We start from the raw sequence: 25238 nt of genomic DNA, 5'->3' as shown, positions 1-25238 counted from the left end.
TCGTGGTTTGTACAGTGGTTGTGAGCGGTGTTGTCCCGTGTCCCCCCACCGGGGTGGGGGTGTTGTTTAGTGTTGGCCAATTAGTACCAGTCGGCTCGCGAGCACCTTGCGGTGCTTCCACCTCTGGCCTATCAACCCCATAGTCTGTGGGGGGCCTTCACAGGAACAGGGTTCCTGTTGGAAACCTCATCTTGGAGCAGGCTTCCCGCTTAGATGCTTTCAGCGGTTATCCCTTCCGAACGTAGCCAACCAGCCGTGCACCTGGCGGTACAACTGGCACACCAGAGGTTCGTCCATCCCGGTCCTCTCGTACTGGGGACAGATCTCCACAAGTTTCCTACGCGCACAGAGGATAGGGACCGAACTGTCTCACGACGTTCTGAACCCAGCTCGCGTACCGCTTTAATGGGCGAACAGCCCAACCCTTGGGACCAACTCCAGCCCCAGGATGCGACGAGCCGACATCGAGGTGCCAAACCATGCCGTCGATATGGACTCTTGGGCAAGATCAGCCTGTTATCCCCGGGGTACCTTTTATCCGTTGAGCGACCACGCACCCACGTGCCATGGCCGGATCACTAGTTCCTGCTTTCGCACCTGCTCGACCCGTCGGTCTCACAGTCAAGCTCCCTTGTGCACTTGCACTCGCCACCTGATTACCAACCAGGCTGAGGGAACCTTTGAGCGCCTCCGTTACTCTTTAGGAGGCAACCGCCCCAGTTAAACTACCCACCAGGCACTGTCCCCAACCCGGATCACGGGCCGAGGTTAGATGACCGCTTGAACCAGAATGGTATTTCAACGACGACTCCACCCCGGCTGGCGCCGGAGCTTCACAGTCTCCCACCTATCCTACACAAGCACAAGCGGACACCAATACCAAGCTGTAGTAAAGGTCCCGGGGTCTTTCCGTCCTTCTGCGCGAAACGAGCATCTTTACTCGTACTGCAATTTCGCCGAGTTCACGGTCGAGACAGCGGAGAAGTCGTTACGCCATTCGTGCAGGTCGGAACTTACCCGACAAGGAATTTCGCTACCTTAGGATGGTTATAGTTACCACCGCCGTTTACTGGGGCTTGAATTCAGACCTTCACACGCCGAAACGTGTTGAGTCTTCCTCTTGACCTTCCAGCACCGGGCAGGCGTCAGTGCGTATACATCGTCTTACGACTTCGCACGCACCTGTGTTTTTGATAAACAGTCGCTTCTCCCAATTCTCTGCGACCCCCCACCGCCGGCCCACGCGCTGGTGATGGACGGTTGGGGGTCCTCCTTCTCCCGAAGTTACGGAGGAATTTTGCCGAGTTCCTTGACCGTGATTCACTCGAACGCCTCGGTATACTCTACCTGACCACCTGAGTCGGTTTGGGGTACGGGCGGACACCACCCTCACGTCGAGGCTTTTCTAGACAGCATAGGATCACCACCAGTACCCCCAAGCGGGGTCCCCCATCAGGCCTCACCCACAAGCCTGCCGGATTTGCCTGGCAGACGGGCCACACCCTTGGACACGGTAAACCATCACCGCGCGGCAGCTACCTTCCTGCGTCACCCCTGTTAACACGCTTGCCTACACACCACCAGGATCCCACGACCCCACCACACCCCGCGTCCCGAAGGACACCAAGAGCACAGCGGAGCAGGTGGTTAGCACAATGGCTTCAACACTTGTCGGTTGGTGTCCGGTACCAGAATATCAACTGGTCATCCATCGACTACGCCTGTCGGCCTCGCCTTAGGACCCGACTAACCCAGGGCGGATGAACCTGGCCCTGGAACCCTTGGTCAATCGGCGCTGGGGATTCCCACCCCAGAATCGCTACTCATGCCTGCATTCTCACTCCCACACGCTCCACCCACCGTCACCAGCAGGCTTCACCGCACGCAGGACGCTCCCCTACCCACCCACACCACCACAGGCAACTACGCTGCCCAGGCGCCACGTGTGGGTGCCACAGCTTCGGCGGTACGCTTGAGCCCCGCTACATTGTCGGCGCAGAACCACTTGACCAGTGAGCTATTACGCACTCTTTCAAGGATGGCTGCTTCTAAGCCAACCTCCTGGTTGTCAACGCGATTCCACATCCTTTCCCACTTAGCGCACGCTTAGGGGCCTTAGCTGATGATCTGGGCTGTTTCCCTCTCGACGACGAAGCTTATCCCCCGCCGTCTCACTGCCATGCTCGACCTCACCGGCATTCGGAGTTTGGCTGACGTCAGTAACCCGCGAGGGCCCATCGGCCATCCAGTAGCTCTACCTCCGGAAGGCAACACACGACGCTGCACCTAAATGCATTTCGGGGAGAACCAGCTATCACGGAGTTTGATTGGCCTTTCACCCCTACCCACAGCTCATCCCCCAAGTTTTCAACCCTGGTGGGTTCGGTCCTCCACGACGTCTTACCATCGCTTCAACCTGGCCATGGGTAGATCACCCCGCTTCGGGTCCAGAACACGCGACACACGCCATATTTCAGACTCGCTTTCGCTACGCATACCCCACACGGGTTAAGCACGCCACGTGCCACTGACTCGCAGGCTCATTCTTCAAAAGGCACGCCATCACCCCACAAGGCTCTGACGGCTTACAGGCACCCGGTTTCAGGCACTATTTCACTCCCCTCCCGGGGTACTTTTCACCATTCCCTCACGGTACTATGCACTATCGGTCACCAAGTAGTATTCAGGCTTACCAGGTGGTCCTGGCAGATTCACACGAGATTTCACGAGTCCCGCACTACTCGGGCACCCAACCCACACCACACGCGCCACGTCCAGCTACACGACTGTCACGCACTACGGTCACCCATCCCAGAGTGTTCACCTCCACGACACGCGCAATGCCCGCCCCCGGCAGAAGACGGAACAGCTGAGCCCCACAACACCGCACACGCAACGCCCGCCGACTATCACACGCACACGGTTTAGCCATCCTCCGCTTTCGCTCGCCACTACTCACGGAATATCTTCTCCTACGGGTACTGAGATGTTTCACTTCCCCGCGTTCCCCCCACCACCCTATGAACTTCAGATGATGGTAACCAGGCACAACCCCGGCTGGGTTCCCCCATTCGGACACCCTCGGATCAACGCTCGCTCGCCAACTCCCCGAGGCATATCGCAGGCCGCAACGTCCTTCATCAGCTCTTGGTGCCAAGGCATCCACCGAATGCCCACAAAAACTAAACAAAACCACAGAACAAAAAGATGCTCACAACCACTATACAAAACACAAACAACCCACCACACGCCCACACGACCACCAACAGCAGCCCCACAAGCACGAGCACACACGCCCAACAGGTGTTGAACGTGAACCCGACAGCGTGTCCGCCCACCCATACCTGCAACCCAAACGCACCCACACCCACCACCACACAGGCAGCGACCAAGCATGAGCACAAGAAACCATCCCACACACAAACGCGCGCAGGACAGCCCCCAACACGGGCTCCCTAGAAAGGAGGTGATCCAGCCGCACCTTCCGGTACGGCTACCTTGTTACGACTTCGTCCCAATCGCCAATCCCACCTTCGACCACTCCCCCCAAACGGTTGGGCCATGAGCTTCGGGTGTTACCAACTTTCGTGACGTGACGGGCGGTGTGTACAAGGCCCGAGAACGTATTCACCGCAGCGTTGCTGATCTGCGATTACTAGCGACTCCACCTTCATGGGGTCGAGTTGCAGACCCCAATCCGAACTGAGACCGGCTTTAAGGGATTCGCTCCACCTCACAGTATCGCAACCCTCTGTACCAGCCATTGTAGCATGCGTGAAGCCCAAGACATAAGGGGCATGATGATTTGACGTCATCCCCACCTTCCTCCGAGTTAACCCCGGCAGTCCCCCACGAGTCCCCACCACAACGTGCTGGCAACATAGGGCAAGGGTTGCGCTCGTTGCGGGACTTAACCCAACATCTCACGACACGAGCTGACGACAACCATGCACCACCTGCACACCACCCCGAAGGCCACCACATCTCTGCAGTGTCGCGGTGCATGTCAAGCCTTGGTAAGGTTCTTCGCGTTGCATCGAATTAATCCGCATGCTCCGCCGCTTGTGCGGGCCCCCGTCAATTCCTTTGAGTTTTAGCCTTGCGGCCGTACTCCCCAGGCGGGGCACTTAAAGCGTTAGCTACGGCGCAGAAACCACGGGTGGCCCCCACACCTAGTGCCCAACGTTTACAGCATGGACTACCAGGGTATCTAATCCTGTTCGCTCCCCACGCTTTCGCTCCTCAGCGTCAGTAACGGCCCAGAGACCCGCCTTCGCCACCGGTGTTCCTCCTGATATCTGCGCATTCCACCGCTACACCAGGAATTCCAGTCTCCCCTACCGCACTCAAGCCAGCCCGTACCCACCGCACGCCCCCAGTTAAGCCAGAGGATTTCACGGCAGACGCGACAAGCCGCCTACAAGCCCTTTACGCCCAATAATTCCGGACAACGCTCGCGCCCTACGTATTACCGCGGCTGCTGGCACGTAGTTAGCCGGCGCTTCTTTACCCACTACCCTCAACTAGAACAAAAACTAGCCTTGACCATGGGCGAAAGAGGTTCACAACCCGAAGGCCTCCATCCCTCACGCGGCGTCGCTGCATCAGGCTTGCGCCCATTGTGCAAAATTCCCCACTGCTGCCTCCCGTAGGAGTCTGGGCCGTATCTCAGTCCCAATGTGACCGGTCACCCTCTCAGGCCGGTTACCCGTCAAAGCCTTGGTAAGCCATCACCCCACCAACAAGCTGATAGGCCGCGAGCCCATCCCCCACCAGAAAAAACCCTTTCCACCCCACCCCATGCGAGGCAAAGTGAATACCCGGTATTAGCAGCCGTTTCCGACCGTTATCCCAAAGAAGAGGGCAGGTTACTCACGTGTTACTCACCCGTTCGCCACTAACCACCCCAAGCAAGCTCAGAGCAGCCCGTTCGACTTGCATGTGTTAAGCACGCCGCCAGCGTTCGTCCTGAGCCAGGATCAAACTCTCCGAACAAAAACACTCGGAAAACCCCACCAACCAACCCCCCAAAACAAGAAAGCCAGCCAACAGGAATCCCAACCAAAAAACAACTCAAAACAAAAAACAGGCATAAACAAACAAACACGCTATCGAGTTCACAAACAACAACCACACAACCGAATCAGCAACTCACAAGCGCTTCTCCGAAAGGCGATCCGTCACCTCCGGGCCGTTCAGGCCGTCTCGGCGACAGGTGAAAACATTACGCAGGTCGGCAGGTGCGGTCAAATCGCGAAGGGGTGACCCTGCTCACTGGCCCGGAAAGGGCGCGATTCCGCCGATTCGATCGTTGTCGGCCGACGCACGTACTGCGATCGAAGTACGGAGATCGACAGAACCACCCGCCGGAACACCACCGGAGACTCCATGAGCGACACCAGAATGTGACACACACGCTTTCCACGGTGTGCCCGCAAGGGCAGGAAATGTATGACGTGGATGAATGCTGCAGAGACTGAACGAGGGCGCCGCGATGCAGGTGCACCGCTGCGCCCTCGTGAAGACGGAAAGGTCATCCCCTGCCGAAGAGCCCTTTGATCCATGACCTGGCGGCCGTGGGGCGCCCAGCCCGGGCTTTGGCGATCTCTTCGCGGGAGTGAGTGCCCCCGCACCACTGCCCGCTGGGGACTCCTGCTTTGACCGCGTCGACATGGCGGCCGCAGCCGGCCCATGTCGTCTTGCCGCAGACCTTGCACGTGACTGCTCTGCACATCGTCATTCCTCCTTGCTGCTCTTCAGCCTTCGAGCAGCCCCTGTTCGCGCCCCTCGGCCCACGCCTGCAGGGTGAGCATGCCGCCCGACAGTGAGACGCTTTCGAGCCCGGCCGCCGCGAGCATCCGATGGGCCAAGTAGGAGCGAACCCCTGACTTGCAGTGCACGGCGACCGGGCGCCCGATGGCGGCGCGGCGCACTTCCTCCATGCGTTCGCGCAGCTGGGTGTGCGGGACCAGCAGGGCGCCCGGAATGCGCGGGCCGGCCTCGGACTCCGCCACCGTGCGCACGTCGAGGATCAGGTGGGTTTTGCGCACGTCGGCCAATTGCCACGGGTACCACAGGGTCAATGTCCCGTCCAGGACGTTCTGGGCCGCGGTTCCGGCCATCATGACAGCGTCCTTGGCGGCGCCGAAGGGCGGCGCGTAGCACAGGTCCAGGTCGGCCAGATCCCCCACGTGCAGGCCCGCCCGCATGGCGGTGGACAGGACGTCGATGCGCCGGTCGACGCCGTCGCGACCGACACCTTGGGCACCCAGGATCCGGCCCTCCTGGTCGAAGTGCAGGACCAGGGCCATCATCTCGGCCCCCGGAAAATACGTGACGTGCTGGTTGGGGTGCAGGTGGATGGTGCGGTGCTCAATCCCCGCACGCTCCAACTCCCGCTTGGAGGCGCCGGTCATCGCCACCTGCAATTCGCCGATGCGCACGATGGCGGTCCCCAAGGGCTTGGGCAGTTCGCGCGCGCTGGCGGCGCCCACCTGCGGGGTCTTCCACGAGGTCGACGCTTGCGCTGCGGGCGCGGTGTCTCCATCCGCCCCCTGTCCGCAAGCGGCCGTTGTGAAGGCGATGACATCCTCGGCCACCAGGCGGCCCGCTCGATTCGCGGGTCCGGCCAGTTGCACGGGGCGCACGGAGGCGGTGACGAAGTGGGTCTGGTTCACCGCATCGCCGATGGCCCAGATTCCTTCGACGTCGGTTCGCCCGCGACCGTCAATGACGAACGCCCCGTTCTGGAGTGCGACACCGGCGGATGCCGCCAGCGCGGTCTCGGCTCGGGCACCCACGGAGACGACGATGACCTGGGCCTCCCAGGTGCGCCCGTCGGCCAGGACCAGGGTGTCGGCGTCGGCTCCGGGTCGGATCTCGGCAAGAGGAGCGTTTTCGACGACCTCGATGCCCAGGCGCCGCAGTTCGGCGCGCGCCAGGGAGGCCATTTCGGCGTCCAAAGGCGGCAGGACGTGGTCGCTGCCTTCGAGCAGTGTGACCTCCAGGCCCGCAAGGCGCAGGTTTTCGGCGGCTTCGATCCCGATGCATCCTCCACCGACGACCACTGCCCGCGTGGCACCGCGCACGGCGGCCTTGAGGCGGACGGCGTCCTCGACGACACGAAGTTCGTGGACGCGAGGCGAGTCGATTCCGGGGATGGGTGGGCGGGCGGCGGTTGCGCCGGGGGAAAGGACGAGGGCGTCCCACCCGATCGTGTGCTTCCCTGCGGCGTTGCGGACGAGGACGGTGCGCGCCTGCGGGTCCACGGAAAGGACCTCGTGTCCCGTGCGCACGTCGAGGTCGAGGGAGGCCCGCAGGGATGCGGGCGTCTGGACGCGCAGTGAGGCCTCGTCGGGGATCTCTCCGCCCACGTGGTAGGGCAGGCCACAGCTGGCGACGGACACGTCCGGGCCCTTGTCGAGGACGATGATCGAGGCGTTCTCGTCGAGTCTGCGCAGGCGCGCGGCGCAGCTCATTCCTCCGGCGACACCTCCGACGATGACGACCTGCATGGGGCCTCCTGGGTCTCATGTGACGGGATCTCCGCCGACATCAGCACTATACCCCTGGGGGTATACAATCGTGCAAGAGCACGGAAGAGGAGTTCTTGGACATGGGACGAACATCCAGGCCGCACGATCACCAGGGCGAGGTCCCGCCCTCGTCGAAGGGCACCACGAACGCCCTCGCCTCACCGCACGCACCGGAACAGGCCCGGGAAACCCGACGCAAGGTCATCAACCGTCTCAAGCGGGCGCGCGGACAACTCGACGGAGTCATCCGCGCCGTCGAAGAGGGCCGCGACTGCAAGGACGTCGTCACCCAACTGGCTGCCGCGACCTCCGCGCTGCAACGGGCCGGCTTCACCGTCATCTCCAGCGCCATGCGCGAGTGCCTCACCGACGACGACCCCGCCCACGACGTCAACGACCTGGAGAAACTCTTCCTCTGCCTGAGTTGAGGACTGGACCACCACCGGGCAACCGGCCGCCACGGTGCCACCGGCCATTCCTCCACGGCCGCCTCCAACGGCATCACCGACAAGCCCGGCCTCTGGCACTGCTCCGATCGAGCCGGCGCCATGCGGACACCGGCCTTGACGGCTCCGCCGCTTCGCCGGGTCGAAGATCGGCGCCTCACAGGTGAAGCGACTCAGCGTTGGACGCGAGCGTTGCCCTCCCACACGCCCCACACCTGCGCCTCGTCGGCGGGAGCCGCGTAGTCGTGGACACTGGTGGCAGCAAGGGCGCCGGTGGCCCACCCGAAGTGGGCGCACTCTCGCGTGGTCCACCCGCGCAGGATGCCGTACAGGACACCACCGATCGACGCGTCGCCTCCACCGATGCGGTCCAGGACGTCAATGTCACGCAAAGGAACCACCTCGAGCAGGCCCTGGCCCCACAGGATCATGCCCCACCTGTGGTGGTTCGCCGAGACGACCTCGCGCAAAGAGGTTCCCACCCACGTGGCCTTCGGGTAGGCGGCGCGGACGCGTTCGATCATGCCGGCGAACTGGTCGATCTGAGCGTCGATTCCACTGCCGCCCACCTCAGGGCCCTCGATGCCCAGGCACAACTGGAAGTCCTCTTCGTTGCCGTAGAGGATGTCGCAGTGCTCGGCGATGGCGTGGAATGCGGCCGAAAGCTCCTCTTCGCGCCCCTTCCAGAACGAGGCGCGGTAGTTGAGGTCGAAACTCACCGCCGTCCCGTGCTCGGCAGCCACACGCGCCAGTTCCACGCACAGGCGACCGGTTTCGGGCGACAGGGAGGCGATCAGACCCGACATGTGCACGATCTTGACCCCGTCGCGTTCGAACAGGGCCTCCAGGTCGAAGTCGGTGGCCGCCAGAGTGCGCCCGACCTCGCCCGCACGGTCGTTCCACACACGCGGGGCGCGTCCGCCGAAGCCGGAGTCCGCAATGTTGAACTGGTGGCGGTACCCCCACGCATCTCCCTGCGGGACCTCGCGGCCTTCGACCTCCATGCCGCGTGCTCGCAGATTCGCCTTGATGAAGGCCGCGATGGGCGATCCCTCCACGAAGTTGGTGAGCACCTTGGTCGGGAGCCCCAAGTGGGAGGCGATCGAGGCGACGTTGGTCTCCGCGGAGGTCGCCTGCAGGAGGAAGAAGTGGTCGCAGGTGTGGGTGGCCTGACGGTTGTCCGGCGTCAGTCGGACCCCCATCGAGGTGGGCACCACCAGGGACCATCGTGCGTCAGCGCGTAGTTCCATCTCCGATCCTTTCCGTCCTTGCCCGGCTCAGGCCTCGACCTCGGGGCGGCCTTCGACGGCCCACAGGGTGTGGAAGGCACCCGGTGCGTCGACACGGCCGTAGGTGTGCGCTCCGAAGAAATCCCGCTGCCCCTGGATGAGGGCTGCAGGCAGGCGGTCGGATCGCAGCGCGTCGTAGTACGACAGGCAGGAGGAGAACACGGGTGCAGGCACCCCGTGCTGAGCCGATGCCACGACCACACGCCTCCAGGACGGCAGTGCCGCGACGATCCGGTCGCGGAACACCGCGGCGGAGATGAGCAGCGGCAGAGCCGGATCGGCTTCGAAGGCCGCCGTGATCTCGCTGAGGAAACGCGCACGTATGATGCAGCCGCCACGCCAGATGCGCGCAATCGCCCCGAGGTCCAGGTCCCACCCGTATTCGGCGGCGGCAGCCTGGATCTCGTTGAGACCCTGCGTGTAGGCGATGAGCTTGGAGGCGTACAGCGCTTGGCGGACGTCCTCGACGAATGTGTCACGGTCAACCGGGTCGGTCGCCGGGATCTGCCCCGGGAGGTCCCGGGCCGCCTGCCGCTGGAGCGGAGAGGCGGACAGTGCTCGGGCGAAGGTGGCCTCACCGATGCCTGTGACCGGCACACCCAGGTCCAGCGCAGTCTGAGTGGTCCATGCGCCCGTGCCCTTCTGGCCTGCGGCGTCCACGACGACGTCGACGAAAGGCTTGCCCGTACGCGCATCGACCTGACGCAGGACCTCCACGGTGATCTCCATCAGATACGAGTCCAACTCGCCGCGGTTCCATGTCGCGAAGACCTCGGCGATCTCGGCCGGTTCCAGTCCCGCCACGCGACGCAGCAGGTCGTAGGCCTCGCCGATGACCTGCATGTCGGCGTACTCGATGCCGTTGTGCACCATCTTCACGAAGTGGCCTGCCCCGTCGGGGCCGATGTGCGTACAGCACGGAGTGTCCTCCACCTTGGCGCTGATCGTTTCGAACACGGGGCCCAGTCGCCCGTAGGCCTCCACCGGACCGCCGGGCATGATCGAAGGACCCCACAGGGCGCCCTCTTCACCTCCCGAAACGCCCACGCCCACGAAGTGCACTCCGCGTTCGCGCAGTGCTGCCTCCCGGCGTCGGGTGTCGTGGAACAGGGTGTTGCCGCAGTCGACGATGATGTCGCCCTCGTCCATGCGTGACGCCAGTTCTTCGATGACGGCGTCGGTGGCGGCACCGGCCTTGACCATGATGATGGCCACGCGAGGGCGTTGCAGGCAGGCGACGAAGTCATCCATGGTCTCGGCAGGGACGAAAACGCCCTCACTGCCGTGGTCGGCGAAGACCTGTTCGGTCTTGTCGGCACTGCGGTTGTGGATGGCCACGGTGTGGCCGTTGCGCGCAAGGTTCCGGGCGAGGTTGCGGCCCATGACGCCCATGCCGGTGACGCCGACGTCGGCGCTTGCCCGAGCTGGGGTGGAGATCGACATCGAATCCTCCTTCATTCGTACGTGAAGCCAGACTGCCCGCCGGGCACGCCGGCGGACGCGGGTTGCCGCCAGTTGCACGAACGAGGGCGCCGCCTGTGGCAACTCATGGAAACCGAGCGCCCGGCAGGCACCCCGATGAAACCCTTGAATCGTTCGCAGCCGTGCAATGAGGCAAATGAGGCAAGGAGAACCCCCTGGTGGATCTGTCCGCACCCCCCTTCAACCTGGCCCCAGAGGACATCGACTGGGTCAATGACACCATCGCATCGATGAGCGACGAAGAGAAGATCGGCCAGCTCTTCGTCAACATGGGCTCGAAGCGCACCGAGGAGTACTTGACCGGCATCCTCGACCGCTTCCACATCGGCGCCGTACGATACAACCCCGGCATCGCCGAAGAAGTGTGGGAACAGAACCACATCCTGCAGACCTCCTCGAAGATTCCACTGCTCATCGCCGCCAACACCGAAGCCGGCGGCAACGGCGCCTGCACCGACGGCACCTACGTCGGATGGGAAGTGAAGATCGGTGCCACCGCCGACCCGTCGTGGGCCTACGAGATGGGGCGGGTCAGCGGCGTCGAGGCCAGTGCGATCGGCTGCAACTGGTCCTTCGCGCCGATCGTCGACCTGGTGCGCAACTGGCGCAACCCGATCGTGTGCACCCGCACCTGGGGCGACGACCCGGACCTGGTCCTGGAAATGTCCAAGGCGTACATGCGGGGAATCATGGAGTCCGGAATCCTGCCGACCGCCAAGCACTTCCCGGGTGACGGCATCGACGAACGCGACCACCACCTCTCCTCCAGCGTGAATTCCCTGAGCTGCGAGGAATGGGACGCCACCTTCGGCAAGGTCTACAGGGGACTCATCGACGAAGGACTGCCCTCGATCATGGTCGGCCACATCATGCAGCCCGCCTACCAGCGCTTCTTCAGCCCCGAGACCACCGACGAGGACCTGCTGCCCGCCACCTTGTCCAAGGAGCTGGTCACCGACCTGCTGCGTGGCCGCCTCGGCTTCAACGGCCTGGTGGTCACGGACGCCTCGCACATGGTGGGTCTGACCGGACGCATGTCGCGCAAGGACCTGCTGCCCCGCGCCATCGCCGCAGGTTGCGACCTGTTCCTGTTCTTCAATGACCCGGATGAGGACTTCGAGTGGATGCTGCAGGGCCACCGGGACGGCGTCATCACCGAGGAGCGGCTCACGCAGGCCCTGCAACGCATCCTCGGACTCAAGGCGCGCCTCAAATTGCACTCGACCCCGCGTGAACAGATCCTCGCCCCCAAGGAAGAGGCCATGGCACGCATTGGATTGGCGGAGAATCTCGCGCTGGCACCGGCCGTGTCGGACCGCGCGGTGACCCTGGTCAAGTCGCGGGAGGAAGGGCTGTTGCCCCTGTCGCCCCAACGGCACCGCCGCATCCTCGTCGTCCCCGTCAGCGGACCCGAGAACCCCATCAGTCGCGCCTTCGGTGGTGGCGGAGGCGCCACGCACCCCGCCGATGTCGTCGCGCGTTTGCTCGGCGAACGCGGCTACGAGGTCACTGTCCACGAATCCCTGCTGAGCGTGCTCGCCGAACTCTCGCCCGAGGAACAGGCGGCACGAGTACGCGACATCTACGCAGGCAAGGCGCCGATCGCCACTCTGACCGACTCCTACGACCTCGTCCTGCTGGTGGCCAAGGTCGACGGAATGATGCAGCCCGCCCAACGTGTGGCATGGCCGGCGACCAAAGGCACTGTGGACATCCCGTGGTACGTCCACGAACTTCCGGTCGTCTACGTGGCCACCGGCGGCCCCTTCGACATGGCCGACGTCCCCCAGGTGCGGACATTCATCAACGCCTACGACGACAAGGAACACACCCTGGTCGCCGTGCTGGACAAGCTCGAAGGACGGTCGCAGTTCACAGGTGTTTCCCCGGTGGACGCGTACTGCGGCTTCCCGGACGCAAGGGTGTGAGGAACAGACCATGACCATCACATCCCACACAGCCACCCAAGCGCTCATCGACTTCGTCCCCACGAAGTCCTTCTTCGTCGGAATCGACTCCGACGGTTGCGCGATGGACGCCATGGACATCAAGCACCAGGAGTGCTTCACCCCCGCCTACATCAAGTACTTCGACCTGCAGGCGGCATCGACTCTGGTGCGGCAGACGGCGCTGTTCGTCAACTTGTACTCGACGACACGTGGCCGGAATCGCTGGCTAGCCCTGGCGCGCCTGTTCGACCTGCTGCGAGAGCGTCCCGAGGTCGCCGCCCGCGGCGTGAAGATCCCCGACGGAGATGAACTCAAACGCTTCATCGGCTCGGGGCTGCCCCTGTCGGACGCCGGCATCGCCCAATTCGCCGCCGCGAATCCCTCCGAAGAGATCGAACGGTGCGTGACCTGGGGCCACGGCGTCAATGAGCTCATCGCCTGGATGGTGCGCGGCTGCGCCCCCTTCCCCGGCGTGCGTGAGGCCATGGAGGCCATGCAGACCGACGTCGACTGCATGACGGTGTCAGCCACGCCGGGCGAAGCCCTTGCCCGCGAGTGGGGCGAACACGACCTCGCCAAGTACGTGAAGGTCATCGCCGGCCAGGAGATGGGCTCGAAGGCGGAGCACCTGCGTCTGGCCGCCAAGGGCAAGTACGAGGACGACCACATCCTGCTCATCGGTGACGCCCCGGGCGACCGGGATGCGGCCTTCGGCGAAGGTGTTCTCTTCTACCCCATCAATCCCGGAGGGGAAGCGGCCTCGTGGAAGCGCTTCCGTGAGGAGGCGTTGCCGCGTTTCCTCGCCGGGACCTACAGGGGTGCCTACCAGGACGCCCTCGTCACCGAATTCGAAGCCCTGCTGCCTGCGGACCCGCCCTGGCGCACGGACTGCCCCACGACGACCTCCAAGGAAAGGACACTGCGATGACGTGGTTCTCGCACACGGGCAAAGGCATCGACCGGGCCACCATCAAAGGGTTGTTGGAACGCACCGTCGAGGAGTCGCAACGGCGCCTCGGAATCGACAGGTTGGATCGCGTGCTGTTGCTGCCTCCCGACATCACTCGCGCCCACGCCGGCCTGGGATGGATGACCGAGCACCTCTACCACCATGTGGAAGCCATGGGCGCCCAAGTGCACGTCATCCCCACCCTGGGCCAGCACGTTCCGCACACGCCCGAGCAGAACCGGTGGATGTTCGGCTCGATCCCCGAGGAACGCATCCACGCCCACGACTGGAAGGACGGCGTCGTCCACGTGGGTACGGTGCCGGGCTCGTACCTGGCGCAGGTCTCCGGTGGCCTGGTCGACTGGGACATGCCGGTGGACCTCAACACGATGCTCATGACCGAGCACTGGGACCTGGTCATCAACTTGGGGCACGTGGTGCCCCACGAGGTCCTGGGTTTTGCCAACCACAACAAGAACTACTTCATCGGCCTGGGCGGCAAGCGGACGCTGGGCGCTTCACACATGCTCTCGGCCGTCCACGGCATCGAGAACAACCTGGGGAATCTGCTGACCCCGGCGCGCAAGTGCTTCAACAAGGCCGAGGACGAGTTCCTGGGTGGCCTCCCCGACGTGTACGTGCAGGTGGTCATGGCCTACGACGAGGGCGGCCATCTGGAACACACGGGAATCTATGTCGGTGACGACCTGGAGACCTACCTGGATGCGGCAAAGGCCAGCCGCGCGCAGAACATCACTGTCTTCGACGAACCCGTCCACAAGATCGTGGCCGTCATGCAGGGCGATGAGTTCCACGCCACGTGGGTGGCGAACAAGGCGATCTACCGCACCCGCATGGCCATCGCGGACGGCGGCGAGCTGCTCATCATCGCCCCGGGCGTGGAGCGCTTCGGCGAGCAACCCGAGGTCGAGGCGCTGATTCGCAAGTACGGGTACATCGGTCAGAAGGAGGTCATCGACCTCTTCAGGACCCAGGAGGACATGCAGGACATTCCTCACGGCACCGCGCACCTGCCGCACAGCTCCCCCGAGGGGCGTTTCACGGTGCGCTACGCGCCGGGGCACCTGAGCCGTGAGGACATCGAAGGCGTGGGTTTCGCGTACATGGACTGTGACGAGGCTCTGCGTCGATACGACCCGGAGGTGATGCAGGACGGGTGGAACACAATGCCCGATGGCGAGGTCGTGTTCTTCATCTCGACCCCCTCCGCAGGCCTGTGGGCCACGAAGGAGAAGTTGGGCACCCGTTTGGAGCAGTGATTCCCAGGGCGGCGGCGCCGCATTGGGCACAAGGCCACGCCCTCGACGTCAGGGACGCCCCTCCCTTGGCCGGGATTCGTCATGAACGGCATGACGGACGAATCTCACGAAGAAGGGGGGGCGGGGGGAGGGCGCGGCGCCGCCGTCAATCCTCTCGGAGCCCCTTGGCCGCCCGGGCAAAGCCCGACGCGTAGTCACCATCGGGCAGCACCAGGGTCTGGTAGGCGTGGTAGATCTCCGGCATACCGGTCCAGGTGCGTTCCGAGAGTTGATTGCGGCTGTCCAGTTCTTCGCGCCAGTGCCCTGGAGAGGCGATGAGATGCTCACGCGCGTAGTCCCACAAGACCCTCTCCCACGCATCGCAGTCGATCTGCGCATCAAGGGAGAGTTCACGCGCGGCCGCGCGGAGCACGACCAGGGCATTGATCGCCTCACACACCACCCAGTGCATGCGCTCGTGGGCGACCGGGCGCCCGTCGAAGTCCGTCGTGTACACGAAGCCGGGAGCACCATCCACCGCCCAGCCATCGGCAAGCGCCTGCCTGATCAGCGCAATCTCCCGCGAAAGGTCAGCCCTACCCGTCCCGTGCCGCTGCTTGGTCACATGGGCCTGGATCGACAGTCGCGCCCACTCGAAGGCATGACCCACGGTGGCGCCGTAAGGACGGAACGGGTCCGCCGGCCGGTCACGGTTGTATTCGGGCTGCGGCTGCCAAGTACTCGTGTAGTGCTCGAGAATCCGCCAGATCCTGCCGGCAGCCCCCTCCAGGACGAAGTCGCAGACGGCCACGGCACGGTCGAGGAATCGGGTGTCCCCTGTCGCGTCATGGACGGCGAGCATCGATTCGACCGTGTGCATGTTCGCATTGATGCCACGGTAGGGCTCGAAGGACGTCCAGTTCCGACTGGCGCTTTCCCGGACTCGACCGTGTTCGGGCTCCCACCAGTACCGCTCGGTCGTGGACACCGCCTCCTCCAAGAGGTCTGCGGCCTCGGGGTGCCCCGCTTGAAGAGCGCCGGCGGCCGCCAGGACCACGAATGCGTGGGAGTAGGCCTCCTTCACGGTGTCCGCCGGGGTCAGGGGGCCGTGCCCCTGCGTGTCGACCGCGCGGAACCACCCCCCGAATTCGTCGTCGTGAAGCGAGTGCGTCAGTGCACCCATCCCGTGGTCGAGCAGTTCCCACGCCCGGGTGTTTCCTCGCAGGACCTCGCAGGCGAACACGTGGGTGAAACGCCCGTTGATCCACAATTCACAGCCGTGGTCGCCCTGGTGACGTCCGTGAGCATCGAGGTAGCCGAAACCTCCCGGAAGGACGGCATTCGTTGCGAAGGAGACGAGGGCGTCGCGTTCACGATGACGCCACTGCGGATCCACTGCGCTCATCCCTTCACCGCGCCTTCCTCGACTCCGCGGAAGAAGTATTTCTGCATCGACGCGAAGATGATGATGATGGGGACGAGGGCGATGATCGTGCCGGCCGCGACGACACGCGGATTCTCCGAGAACGAGGACTTCAGGTACTGCATTCCGACGGTGAGCGTGTAGTTCTCGGGATCGGAGAGCACCACCAAAGGCCACAGGTAGTCGTCCCAGGCGCCGATGAAGGAGAAGAGGGCGACCACCGAGGCCATGCCGCGCACATTGGGCCAGACGACGTAGCGCAGACGCTGCCAGGTGTTCGTCCCGTCGATGATCGCCGCATCGATGAGGGCGCGCGGAATCATTCGTGCCGACACTGCCATGAGCAGGACGTTCATCGTTCCGACGGCTCCTGGCAGCCACACCCCGACCAGCGAGTTGTCGACTCCGAGGGACTTGACCGTCAGGTACTGGGAGGTCAGGGTGACTTCGCCCGGAAGGATCAGTGTGGACAGGAGGATCGCGATGGCGATCTTCTTGCCTCGGAACTCCATGTGGGCCAACGCGTAGCCGCCAAGGGTCCCGAAGACGACATTGGAGATGACGCTGGCAATCGCCACCAGCACCGAGTGCCATGCGTAGGACAGAATCGGAATGCGGTCCGCAACCGTGCCGAAGTTGGCCAAGGTCGGCTCACTGGGAATGAGCTGCGGAGGGAATTGGTAGATGTCGTCCCCTGGTCCCTTGAGCGCCGTGGAGAGCTCCCAGATGAACGGGCCCACGGAAATGACCAGCAGGAGGACCAGGAGCACGTACTTTGCGATGACCAGCCCCGGGGTGACGTGCTCGTAAGGGGCCGAACCGCGTTGGTACCACTTCTCCTGATGGATTCGAGGAGCTCTCGATGCCCTCGTGCCATCGGCGCCACCTGCGGCCAGGGTGCTCATCGTGTCTCTCCCTTCCGTGAGTGCCCGCCGTCCGAGTGCCGGGCTCGCCCTCGTCCCGCTGCCGAAGCGGCAAGGACTGCCGCCTCGCCGGGGGCCTCCTCCCCTGCGGAGGCCGAACGCTGCTTCCAGCGTTTGCGCATCTTGGCCAGACGCTCACGCCCGTCGAGATTGAAGTAGGCGACGACGAGAAGAGGCACGAGGGTCAGCAGGAACAACACCACGGACATGGCCGACGCATAGCCCAGGTCTCCGTTGAGGCCCTGACCGACCCTCTTGATGAGCATGACGATGGACTGGTCCAGGCCACCCGGACCTCCTGTGCCGTTGGAGAGCACGTAGATTTCCGAGAAGACGCGTATGGCCGAGGCGCAGATCAACGCGGCGACGAGGATCATGGCGCTCCGGATGGAGGGGATGACGATGGAGAAGAGCCTCCGCCACCATCCCGCCCCATCCAGAGCGGCGGCTTCCTGGATCTGCGTACCCATGTTGGCCAGTGCAGCCAGGTACACCACCATGTAGTACCCCAGCCCCTTCCACACGGTCAGGGCGATGGCGCATCCGAGCAGCTTCCACCTGTCGATGAGGAAGTGGATCGGCGCGTCCGTCAGCCCCATTGCCTGCAATGACTCGTTGATGATGCCCTTGGAGTCGAACAACCAGGACCAGATGATTCCCGCCACGACGATCGATGCGACGACCGGGAAGTAGGAGGTGGTCCGGAAGAATCCGATTCCGGGGATCTTCTTCACGACCAGAAGTGCAATCAGAAGGGGCAGGATCGTCAGCAGAGGCACGCACGCGGCTGCATAGAGCAGCGAAATGAGCAGGGCCTCCCGGAACTGCGGGTCAGCGAAAAGCCGTTCGTAGTTCGCCCACCCGACAATCGTCACCTCTTGAAGAGGTCGAGCATCAGTGAACGACAGGAAGATCGTGTTCGCGAAGGGCCACAGGCCGAACACCACGACCCAGAGCACTGCTGGTCCGATCAGCAGGTAGGGCGTGTACGAACGATAGGATTTCATGACCCGCTCCGACTCACTTCGTCACAAGTTGGTTGCACTGTTGGACGGCGGTGTCCAGTGCTTCCTTGGCGCTGCGCTGTCCTGTGATGGCTGCCGACACCTGCTGGACGATGATGGTCTCCATCTGGTTCGACACCTCGAGGGGCCCGAGGAGCTCTGCCTTCTGGACGGTGTCACCGGCGACCTTGAGGGCTTCCTTCATCAGCGCCGAATCCTCCGCGGATGCGAAGTCTGCGGCGTTCTTGTTTCCCTCCACGGTGCCGGGCAGGAAGCCCTTGGCGATCTTGACGAAAGCCACCTGGTTCTCGTTGTTGGTCACGTACTTGGCGAAAGCCAGTGCGGCGGCGGGGGCCTTCGACTTGGCGGACACGGAGATGCCCTGGACCAGCAGCTGCGGGGTTTCCCACGGGTTCGTCACCTTCGTCTTGTCGGTCAGTGACGGAGCATTGTCCGCGATTGCCCCGACGAAGGACGGAGTGGACTGGATGTTGCCGAGAACCCCCTTGTAGTAGGCCTCGTTCTTGGCGGCGCCGTTGTCAGAGGCAGTGATGAGTTCCGGAGGGAGTGCGCCCTTGGCGTACAGGTCGGCGTAGCGTTCGACGAGTTTCACGGCTTCGTCCGTGTTGAAGACGAACTCACGCTTGTCGGCGTCCCAGACCGGGATGCCGCGGGCGGCGAAGGTTCCGATGGAGGGCACCGAGTGGAGCAGGGCCACACCCTTGGCCCCTGCCTTCTCCGCTGCCGCGTAGTAGGACGCTTCATCCGTGGGGATCTCGGTGATACCCGCCTTTGCGAGGGCGTCCATGTTCCAGTAGTTGAACATGGTGCCCAGGTACCACGGGTAGCCGTAGGAGCCTTCGAGACCCGCGTCCGTGTACTGGTAGGCCGCAAGACCGCCTTCGACGTAGTCCTTGAGCACGGCCGAGTCGGCCGCGCGCAGGTCCAGGAGCTGACCGGTCTTGGCCAACTGGTATCCGAATTGCGGGGGCACGTTCACGACATCGGGCAGTTCACCGGCATTGGCCTGCTGGAGAAGCTTCTCCTCGTAGCCTTCGCCGGGCTGGTCCAGCCACTTGACCTTGACTTTCGGGTTCTCCTTCTCGAATTCCGCAATGAGTTTCTCGAAGTACGGCGTGAACTTCTCGTTCTTCAGACTCCAGGTCTGGAACGTGATCTCTCCGGCGACTTCACCGGAGGCCGCTGCCGAAGCAGGGGTTTCGGTCGAGGTGGTGGGGCCACCACCTGTGCAGGCTGCCAGGCCGAAAATCATTGCCCCGGCGGCCACGAGTGCAACAAGAGGACGTCCTCGTGTCATTTTCCTTCCCTTTCTTGGGTCACGGCCGAGAAGGCGGAGTGGACGGCAGCTTTGCCGTGCAGGCCTCCCAGCGGCCAACAACGACAGGCGAAGGCCAGGATGGGATCTTTCGCGAGTCGCACAATGGAGACGGTGCTCAAAGCGTCGGGCTCGTCGCACCAGATGGAGAACACTGCTCCTTCGACATTGCGCAGACGGGTGTGTCCGACGCGGTCGAGGAAGAGCGAGGGTTCGAAGTTGTCCCACACCGAGTCGAATGTGGGAAGCAGGTGGAGCTGGTCGCGGCGCAGGACGAAGTACAGGGCATCCGCGTCCCAGTTGACCATGTCGTGGTCGGACAGTTCGCAAGGAGCGGCCATGTGCTGCCCCCATCGCGTCCAGTGGTGCAGCAGCGCGCGCCGATCCAGGTCGACGACACGACGGCCTCGGATCCCGTCGTTCCACACGCCTGAGCGCACGCCTTTGGCGGCAAGACGTTCGACGGTTCGGTTGACGAAATCGATCCACAGGTCGTTCTCGGCCGCGTCCGGGCCGAATCGTTCCTGCGCCGCCGCATGCAGGGCGGGAACTCCCACGCCGAGGTCGAGGAATTCGTCTCCGCCAATGGTGACCTCCTCGGCGCCGAAGAGTTCGACGGCCTCGTCGAGGATGTCCCATGCGAAGGCGATGGCCTCAGGATTGAGGATGTCGAGGGCGCCGCGGATCGGCGTCCCGTCCTGGTCCCGCAATTGCGCCCACTCATTTCCTTCCAAGGCCCTGCCCAAATGCCCGGGCATGTCGATCGAAGGGATGACGGTGATCCCCAGGCGTTGGCCTTCCTCGATGAATCCGCGGATGTCCTCCCGTGAGAAATGGGCTTCGGACATGATCTCGGGGTGGCGCTGGGAGGGAAGGCGGCATCCTTCGTTCTCGGAGAGGTGGAGGTTCATGACGTTCAGCCGCCCCCACGCCATGATGTGCAGCAGGTCGTGGATGTGCTGCGGTTCGAAGAAGTGGCGGGCGGAATCGACGTGCAGTCCTCGACGCGCGTAAGGCGGGTCGAACTCGCCCTGGGTGACGGGCGCGCCGGCCGCCTTCTCGGCGAGAACCTGGGCCGCTCCCCACACCAGACCCGCCTGGGTCGGTGCCGTCACACGGATTCCTGTCACGTCGGCGCAATCGCCGGCCCCTTCGGGCAGACGGGTCACCGTGTACGTGGCCTGCCCGGGCGCGATGAACACGTCGATGCCGGCTTCTTCGGCGGCCGAGAGAGGATCGGGGATCATTGGACCTCCAGGGTGAGTGGTGTGCCTGTTTCGATCGCGGTGGCCCAGGAGTCGAAGAGGGCGCCGTCGGGTGACACTGCACGACGTGCTCCGGGATCGGTGGGAGCGGGAATGGCAAGGGCGTTGGCACCACTGGCCGCAGGCGCGACCTCGGGGTGCTTGACCCAGTCGCGTAGAGCCCGGCCGGCCGGCGTGAGGTGCCCGTCGGCGTCGAAGAGTCCCAGCCCGTACTCGACCTCGGGGAATCTGGTGAGCGAGGGGGAGACGTTTGCCGAGCACCACCAGGTCACCATGCGGTTCTGTGGGACGCAGGACGCATGGGAGAGGGTCTTGCGTACGAAGTCGGGGACCTCGTCCTGGCTGACGTAGGTCAGGGGGGCTCCGATCTCCTGCAGCCACAGTGGCTTGCCCGGAGCCCATGCGTGCGCCACTTCGAGCAGGTAACGGGCGAACAGGGCTAGGCGGGGATGGTCCTTGCCGTGGTGCCGCCCCACTGTGCCGAAGACCCAGGAGTGCACGGTGACCAGGTCGCCCATGGCGATGAGGTCCGGGGTGAAGGGGTGGGTCGGGTCGAAGAAGACGTCGTCGTCGTAGGAGAAGGTGTGGCGGCCGTGGGGCCACTGCGAACGCATCGCCTCGAACATGGCCGTCAGCCAGGATGCGGCCTGCGCGGTGGTCAGCGGCGCGGCCTCGGGGTGCCTGTGGGCGGCGAATTGGACGATTTCGTTGCCCACCGAGAGTCCGGTGGCACCCGGGACGTCGCTCAGACACTGGGCGAACGCCGTCATGAGTCGGGATTCGGCCTCGATGACCTCCGGGTCGGTGAAGATGTTCGATGCGTGCCATGTCCTGGTCCATGCCGGCAGGAAGTCGAAGCTGGACAGGTGCCCCTGCAGGACGTCGACGCTGACTCCGAGCCCGCGTTCGGAGGCCTCACACGCCAGTGTCCGCACGTCCATCAGGGCGGACTCCCTGATGAGGCCAGGATTGGGCTGGACGAGCTCCCACAGGGGGAAGATCCGGATGTGGTCCAGTCCCAGTTCGACGAGGTCGTCCAGGTCTTCGCGCACCTGGTCCACGTCGAAGTCCAGCCAGGAGTGGAACCAGCCTCGGCGGGGCACGTAGTTTGCCCCCACGCTGATGTCACTCACGGTCTCCCCTGTCGATCCGAATGGTGATGATCTGGAAGGGGCTCAATTCGACACAATGGTGTCCGCCTCCCAGGTCTGTCAGTTCGGGTTCGGCCTCCGACTCCCGGTACAGGAGGTCGACGAGGCGGACGCGGGCGTCGGCCTCGGTGTGCAGGTGAACGGTGGAGGATCCACCTCGGGCCTCGTACAGGCGCAGGGCGAGGGAGTTGTCGGTGTGGGGGATGACGCACACCGACTCCACGACGGCTCCGTCCACCGTGAAAGGTGCGGCAACACTGCGCTGCGCCCCGTCGAGGAATCGTTGCCGCAGGTTGAGGTGTTGTCCGTCGGCGACTGCATCCAGGGTGGTGGCCCCCGGGTGCAGGCGGAAGTTCCACTCGAAGGACCCCTGGTCCTGTTCCGGGTCGGGAAAGCGCGCGGACTTGACCAATGTCGCGCGCACGAGGGTCCAGGTTCCACGTCGCCGACCCGAGGTCCCGTCCTGGTGGAGGTGTCGGGTGAGGTCCCACCCGTAGGTGGCGTCATTGGCGATGCTGAGGGCGGCCGTGGCGTGCGCCAGACGCAGCCAACGGTGGGCGCTGACTTCGAAACGGCAGGCGTCCCATGAGGTGTTTTCGTGGATGGGGCGCCTCAAGTGCCCGAATTGGGTTTCGAATTGCGCGTGATCGGTGTGGATGTCCACGGGGAAGGCGAGTTTGCACAGGTGTTCGTGCTCGTGCCAGTCCGCATGGACATGCAGGTCGATGGATTCGGCGTCGGAGTCGAGGATCCAGGCCAAGCGCAATTCGGAGTTGCGGAAGTGGGATGCGGCGCGCACGACGATGCGGTCGGGTCCCTGCTCGATGCCGCATGGTTCGAGGTCGAGGACCTGTCGGGTGCCCTTGTAGAAGGGGTCGATGTCCCACGCGTCCCACATGTTGGGGAAGTCTTGGAAGACTTCGAAGACGCCGGCGCGACCACCGGGCGGGACGAGTTCGGCACCGTCCTTTCCTCGTAGGGACACGAGGGCGCCCGATTCGTCGAAGCGTGCCGTGACCCGGCCATTGGACGCCGTCCTGGTCTCCGGGTCGAAGGTGAGGGCCGCGCTGGCCGTGCCGGTGCGCTGGGCGTCGGCGGCGAAGGGGGCGACTCCGCGCTCGGGAAAGGCCGAAGCGTTGGCCAGATGGGCCTCGTGCGGGCGCGGGGCGTCAGGTGGGTTCACGTGGACTGCGTCGGCCCCGGTCAGAGCGCGCAGGGAGCGGGTGATGACCTCCTCGCACGTGCCAAGGACCCGGCGGTGGAGTCCTGCCGCTTCCTCATTCACCCAGGCGATGGAGGTGCCCGGAAGGATGTCGTGGAATTGGGTGAGGAGCAGGTCCTGCCAGGCCTTGCGCAACTCCTCGTGCGGGTAGTCGACCAGACCTGCGTGGGCCGCCAGGGCGGCCCAGTGTTCGGCCTCGCGGATCACGGACTCACAGCGACGATTCCCCTGTTTGATGGCGATCTGGCTGGTCAGGGTCCCCCGGTGCAGTTCCAGATAGAGTTCGCCGACCCACACGGGCGGATCGGGGTATTCGGCGATCGCCCGGTCGAAGAACTGCTGGGGGGTTTCGTGTTCGATGCGGGGCGCCCCGGCAAGGTTGGCGAATCGCGTGATGCGTTCACCCATGTCCCTGGTGGGGCCTCCGCCGCCGTCACCGTAGCCGTACGGCAGCAGTGAGGCCGAGGCACATCCCTTGTCCTGGAAATTCGTCTGGGCGTGGTGGAGTTGTTCTGCGGTGATCTCCGAACCGTAGGTGTCGACGGGCGGGAAGTGAGTGAAGATCCTGGTTCCGTCGATCCCTTCCCACAAGAAGGTGTGGTGCGGGAACTTGTCGACCTGGTTCCACGAGATCTTCTGGGTGAGGAATCGGCAGATGCCGGCTTCGCGCGCAATCTGCGGAAGGGCCGCCGAGTATCCGAAGGAGTCCGGCAGCCACATTTCCTTGCAGGTGAAGTCCAACTTCTCCCGGAACCAGCGCTCGCCCTCGACGAATTGACGGGCCAGGGCCTCCCCGCCGGGCAGCTGGCCGTCCGCCTCCACCCACATGGAGCCGACCGGAACGATCCGTCCCCGCGCGACGTGCCTCTTGACCCGCTCGAAGAGCTCCGGGTCCTCTTCCTCCAGCCACGCCACGTGTTGGGCCGCAGGCAGGGCGAAGATCATGTCGGCCCCGTCGTCGAGAAGACGGACGACGTTGGCCAGGGTGCGGTTGACCTTGCGTCTGGTTTCACGCAGGGGCCACAGCCATCCGGAGTCGATGTGTGCATGTCCCACTGCCGACAGGTGGTGGGCCGAGGGGGATGCAGGTTCGGCCAGCAGTGGCGCCAGGACGGCGCGCGCTGCTGCCGCGGTGTTCGGGATGTCCTGGAGGTCGAGGACGTCGATGGCGTGGGACAGGGCGAGGAGGATCTGCCATCCGCGCGCGTCCAGGTCTTCTTGGACGGCGATCAATTCGCTCAGGACAGTCATGTCCCAGAACAGGGCGTCGACTTCCGCGTGGCGGACCACCAGGTCGGCCCGAGTCAGGGCGTAGGCCTCTTTGGAGGTCGCCGTGGTCTTGTGCCCCTGGTAGGTGACCTGGAATGGAGGAACGTCGAGCAGAAGCGGATTGGCAGCTGCTTCCACGGTGAATCGGAAGGGCGTTTCATCCTCGGCGGGTGCAGGTAGAGGAACCCACGTGTTGCGCGGATTGAGTGCTTTGACGGTGCGTCCGTCCTCGTCGCGGACCAGTCCCTCACATTGGAATCCCGGCGAGTGGTCCTGCCACCCGAGGTCGATGCGGGCCTCCAAGGTGTCGCCGGGGGCAAGGGCGACCTGCTCACTGGAGGGGATCTGCGCGGTGAAGAGCATCCACGTGGTCTGCCAAGGCGCTCCCCAGGTGTCGCCGACGGCAATGGGGGTGAATTCGTCGAGGGGAACGAGGGCGTAGGGAATCGGTTCGCCGATGACGCCTGCTTCAAGGGGGACGCGCCAAGCGGACACGTCCAACGCGCCGATCACACTCACCGTGGCCGGTGCGAGCTTTTCTCGCAGGGTACGTTCGACACGCTTGTGCAAGATTGAACGGTTGTGATGCATGTCTTCTTCGACCTTTCACGCTCTGCACCAAGGGTAGGCACTAAACCGATTTAGCGCAAGTGCTTCCGAAGAACTCCTGTCGACTATCATGTGTGTGTCGGTTGCACGCACCCCGGGCGCTTCCACCCGCCCCCGGCGCACCCCG

15 protein-coding genes and 2 rRNA genes are annotated in these 25238 nt (G+C 64.1%); 4 read left to right on the top strand and 13 right to left on the bottom strand.

Translation table 11 applies throughout. The features are described from left to right. Positions 1-61: 61 nt before the first annotated feature. The 4 genes from I6B53_RS02525 to I6B53_RS02510 all read right to left on the bottom strand — a co-directional run bounded on the left by I6B53_RS02525 (position 62) and on the right by I6B53_RS02510 (position 7514). Positions 62-3189 (bottom strand): 23S ribosomal RNA (locus tag I6B53_RS02525). A gap of 270 nt (positions 3190-3459) precedes the next feature. Further along, positions 3460-4995, bottom strand: a 16S ribosomal RNA gene (locus I6B53_RS02520). The 16S and 23S rRNA genes sit together here, the layout of an rRNA operon. 538 nt (positions 4996-5533) lie before the next feature. Further along, on the bottom strand, positions 5534-5734 hold the full coding sequence (locus tag I6B53_RS02515; RefSeq protein WP_216764703.1) for a hypothetical protein: 201 nt from the start codon (positions 5732-5734) through the stop codon (positions 5534-5536). Positions 5735-5756: 22 nt separating this feature from the next. Next, positions 5757-7514, bottom strand: coding sequence for an FAD-dependent oxidoreductase (locus I6B53_RS02510; RefSeq protein WP_216764702.1), 1758 nt, complete (start codon positions 7512-7514; stop codon positions 5757-5759). Between the two features lie 224 nt (positions 7515-7738). Here I6B53_RS02510 and I6B53_RS11265 point away from each other — a divergent pair, with 224 nt between their 5' ends. Beyond that, on the top strand, positions 7739-7963 hold the full coding sequence (locus tag I6B53_RS11265) for a metal-sensitive transcriptional regulator (protein WP_367880403.1): 225 nt from the start codon (positions 7739-7741) through the stop codon (positions 7961-7963). A gap of 191 nt (positions 7964-8154) precedes the next feature. Here the strand turns inward: I6B53_RS11265 and I6B53_RS02500 are convergent, their stop codons facing one another. Both I6B53_RS02500 and gndA read right to left on the bottom strand, forming a co-directional pair. After that, positions 8155-9231, bottom strand: a complete 1077-nt coding sequence (locus tag I6B53_RS02500) for a sugar kinase (RefSeq protein WP_216764700.1) — start codon at positions 9229-9231, stop codon at positions 8155-8157. A gap of 27 nt (positions 9232-9258) precedes the next feature. Next, positions 9259-10791, bottom strand: coding sequence for an NADP-dependent phosphogluconate dehydrogenase (gene gndA / locus I6B53_RS02495; RefSeq protein ID WP_367880390.1), 1533 nt, complete (start codon positions 10789-10791; stop codon positions 9259-9261). Positions 10792-10910: 119 nt separating this feature from the next. Between gndA and I6B53_RS02490 the strand changes: the two genes are divergently transcribed. From I6B53_RS02490 to I6B53_RS02480, 3 genes are read left to right on the top strand one after another with little or no spacing between them, the layout of a single operon-like run. Then, positions 10911-12680: a glycoside hydrolase family 3 protein gene (locus I6B53_RS02490; protein WP_216764698.1), complete on the top strand. Its 1770-nt coding sequence runs from the start codon at positions 10911-10913 to the stop codon at positions 12678-12680. 10 nt (positions 12681-12690) lie between these two features. Continuing rightward, on the top strand, positions 12691-13629 hold the full coding sequence (locus tag I6B53_RS02485; RefSeq protein ID WP_216764697.1) for an HAD family hydrolase: 939 nt from the start codon (positions 12691-12693) through the stop codon (positions 13627-13629). Continuing rightward, on the top strand, positions 13626-14930 hold the full coding sequence (locus I6B53_RS02480; RefSeq protein WP_216764696.1) for a lactate racemase domain-containing protein: 1305 nt from the start codon (positions 13626-13628) through the stop codon (positions 14928-14930). Before I6B53_RS02485 ends, I6B53_RS02480 begins: the two co-directional genes overlap by 4 nt. Before the next feature lie 145 nt (positions 14931-15075). On the opposite strand, the gene I6B53_RS02475 is transcribed toward I6B53_RS02480, so the two are convergent. From I6B53_RS02475 to I6B53_RS02445, 7 genes are read right to left on the bottom strand one after another with little or no spacing between them, the layout of a single operon-like run. Then, complete coding sequence (locus I6B53_RS02475; protein ID WP_216764695.1) at positions 15076-16314, bottom strand: AGE family epimerase/isomerase; 1239 nt, start codon at positions 16312-16314, stop codon at positions 15076-15078. Continuing rightward, on the bottom strand, positions 16311-17237 hold the full coding sequence (locus I6B53_RS02470) for a carbohydrate ABC transporter permease (RefSeq protein ID WP_216764694.1): 927 nt from the start codon (positions 17235-17237) through the stop codon (positions 16311-16313). Before I6B53_RS02470 ends, I6B53_RS02475 begins: the two co-directional genes overlap by 4 nt. Then, complete coding sequence (locus I6B53_RS02465) at positions 17234-18262, bottom strand: carbohydrate ABC transporter permease (protein ID WP_216764693.1); 1029 nt, start codon at positions 18260-18262, stop codon at positions 17234-17236. Before I6B53_RS02465 ends, I6B53_RS02470 begins: the two co-directional genes overlap by 4 nt. Before the next feature lie 13 nt (positions 18263-18275). Next, positions 18276-19577 (bottom strand): extracellular solute-binding protein, encoded by a 1302-nt coding sequence (locus tag I6B53_RS02460; RefSeq protein ID WP_216764692.1) that lies wholly within the window; start codon positions 19575-19577, stop codon positions 18276-18278. After that, positions 19574-20842 carry a family 20 glycosylhydrolase gene (locus I6B53_RS02455; RefSeq protein WP_216764691.1) on the bottom strand — a complete coding sequence of 423 codons (1269 nt, stop codon included), beginning with the start codon at positions 20840-20842 and terminating at the stop codon, positions 19574-19576. Before I6B53_RS02455 ends, I6B53_RS02460 begins: the two co-directional genes overlap by 4 nt. After that, entirely contained in the window at positions 20839-21993 is a 1155-nt protein-coding gene (locus I6B53_RS02450) for a hypothetical protein (RefSeq protein ID WP_253953942.1), read from the bottom strand. The genes I6B53_RS02455 and I6B53_RS02450 overlap by 4 nt, the downstream gene beginning before the upstream one ends. Beyond that, complete coding sequence (locus I6B53_RS02445; protein ID WP_216764690.1) at positions 21986-25093, bottom strand: glycoside hydrolase family 38 C-terminal domain-containing protein; 3108 nt, start codon at positions 25091-25093, stop codon at positions 21986-21988. Before I6B53_RS02445 ends, I6B53_RS02450 begins: the two co-directional genes overlap by 8 nt. Between the last annotated feature and the right edge of the window lie 145 nt (positions 25094-25238).

The sequence above is a fragment of the Schaalia sp. 19OD2882 genome (genome assembly GCF_018986735.1).
Taxonomy (GTDB): domain Bacteria; phylum Actinomycetota; class Actinomycetes; order Actinomycetales; family Actinomycetaceae; genus Pauljensenia.
The sequence above is the reverse complement of the archived record's forward strand: the minus strand, read 5'-3'. Positions and strand labels throughout refer to the sequence as shown.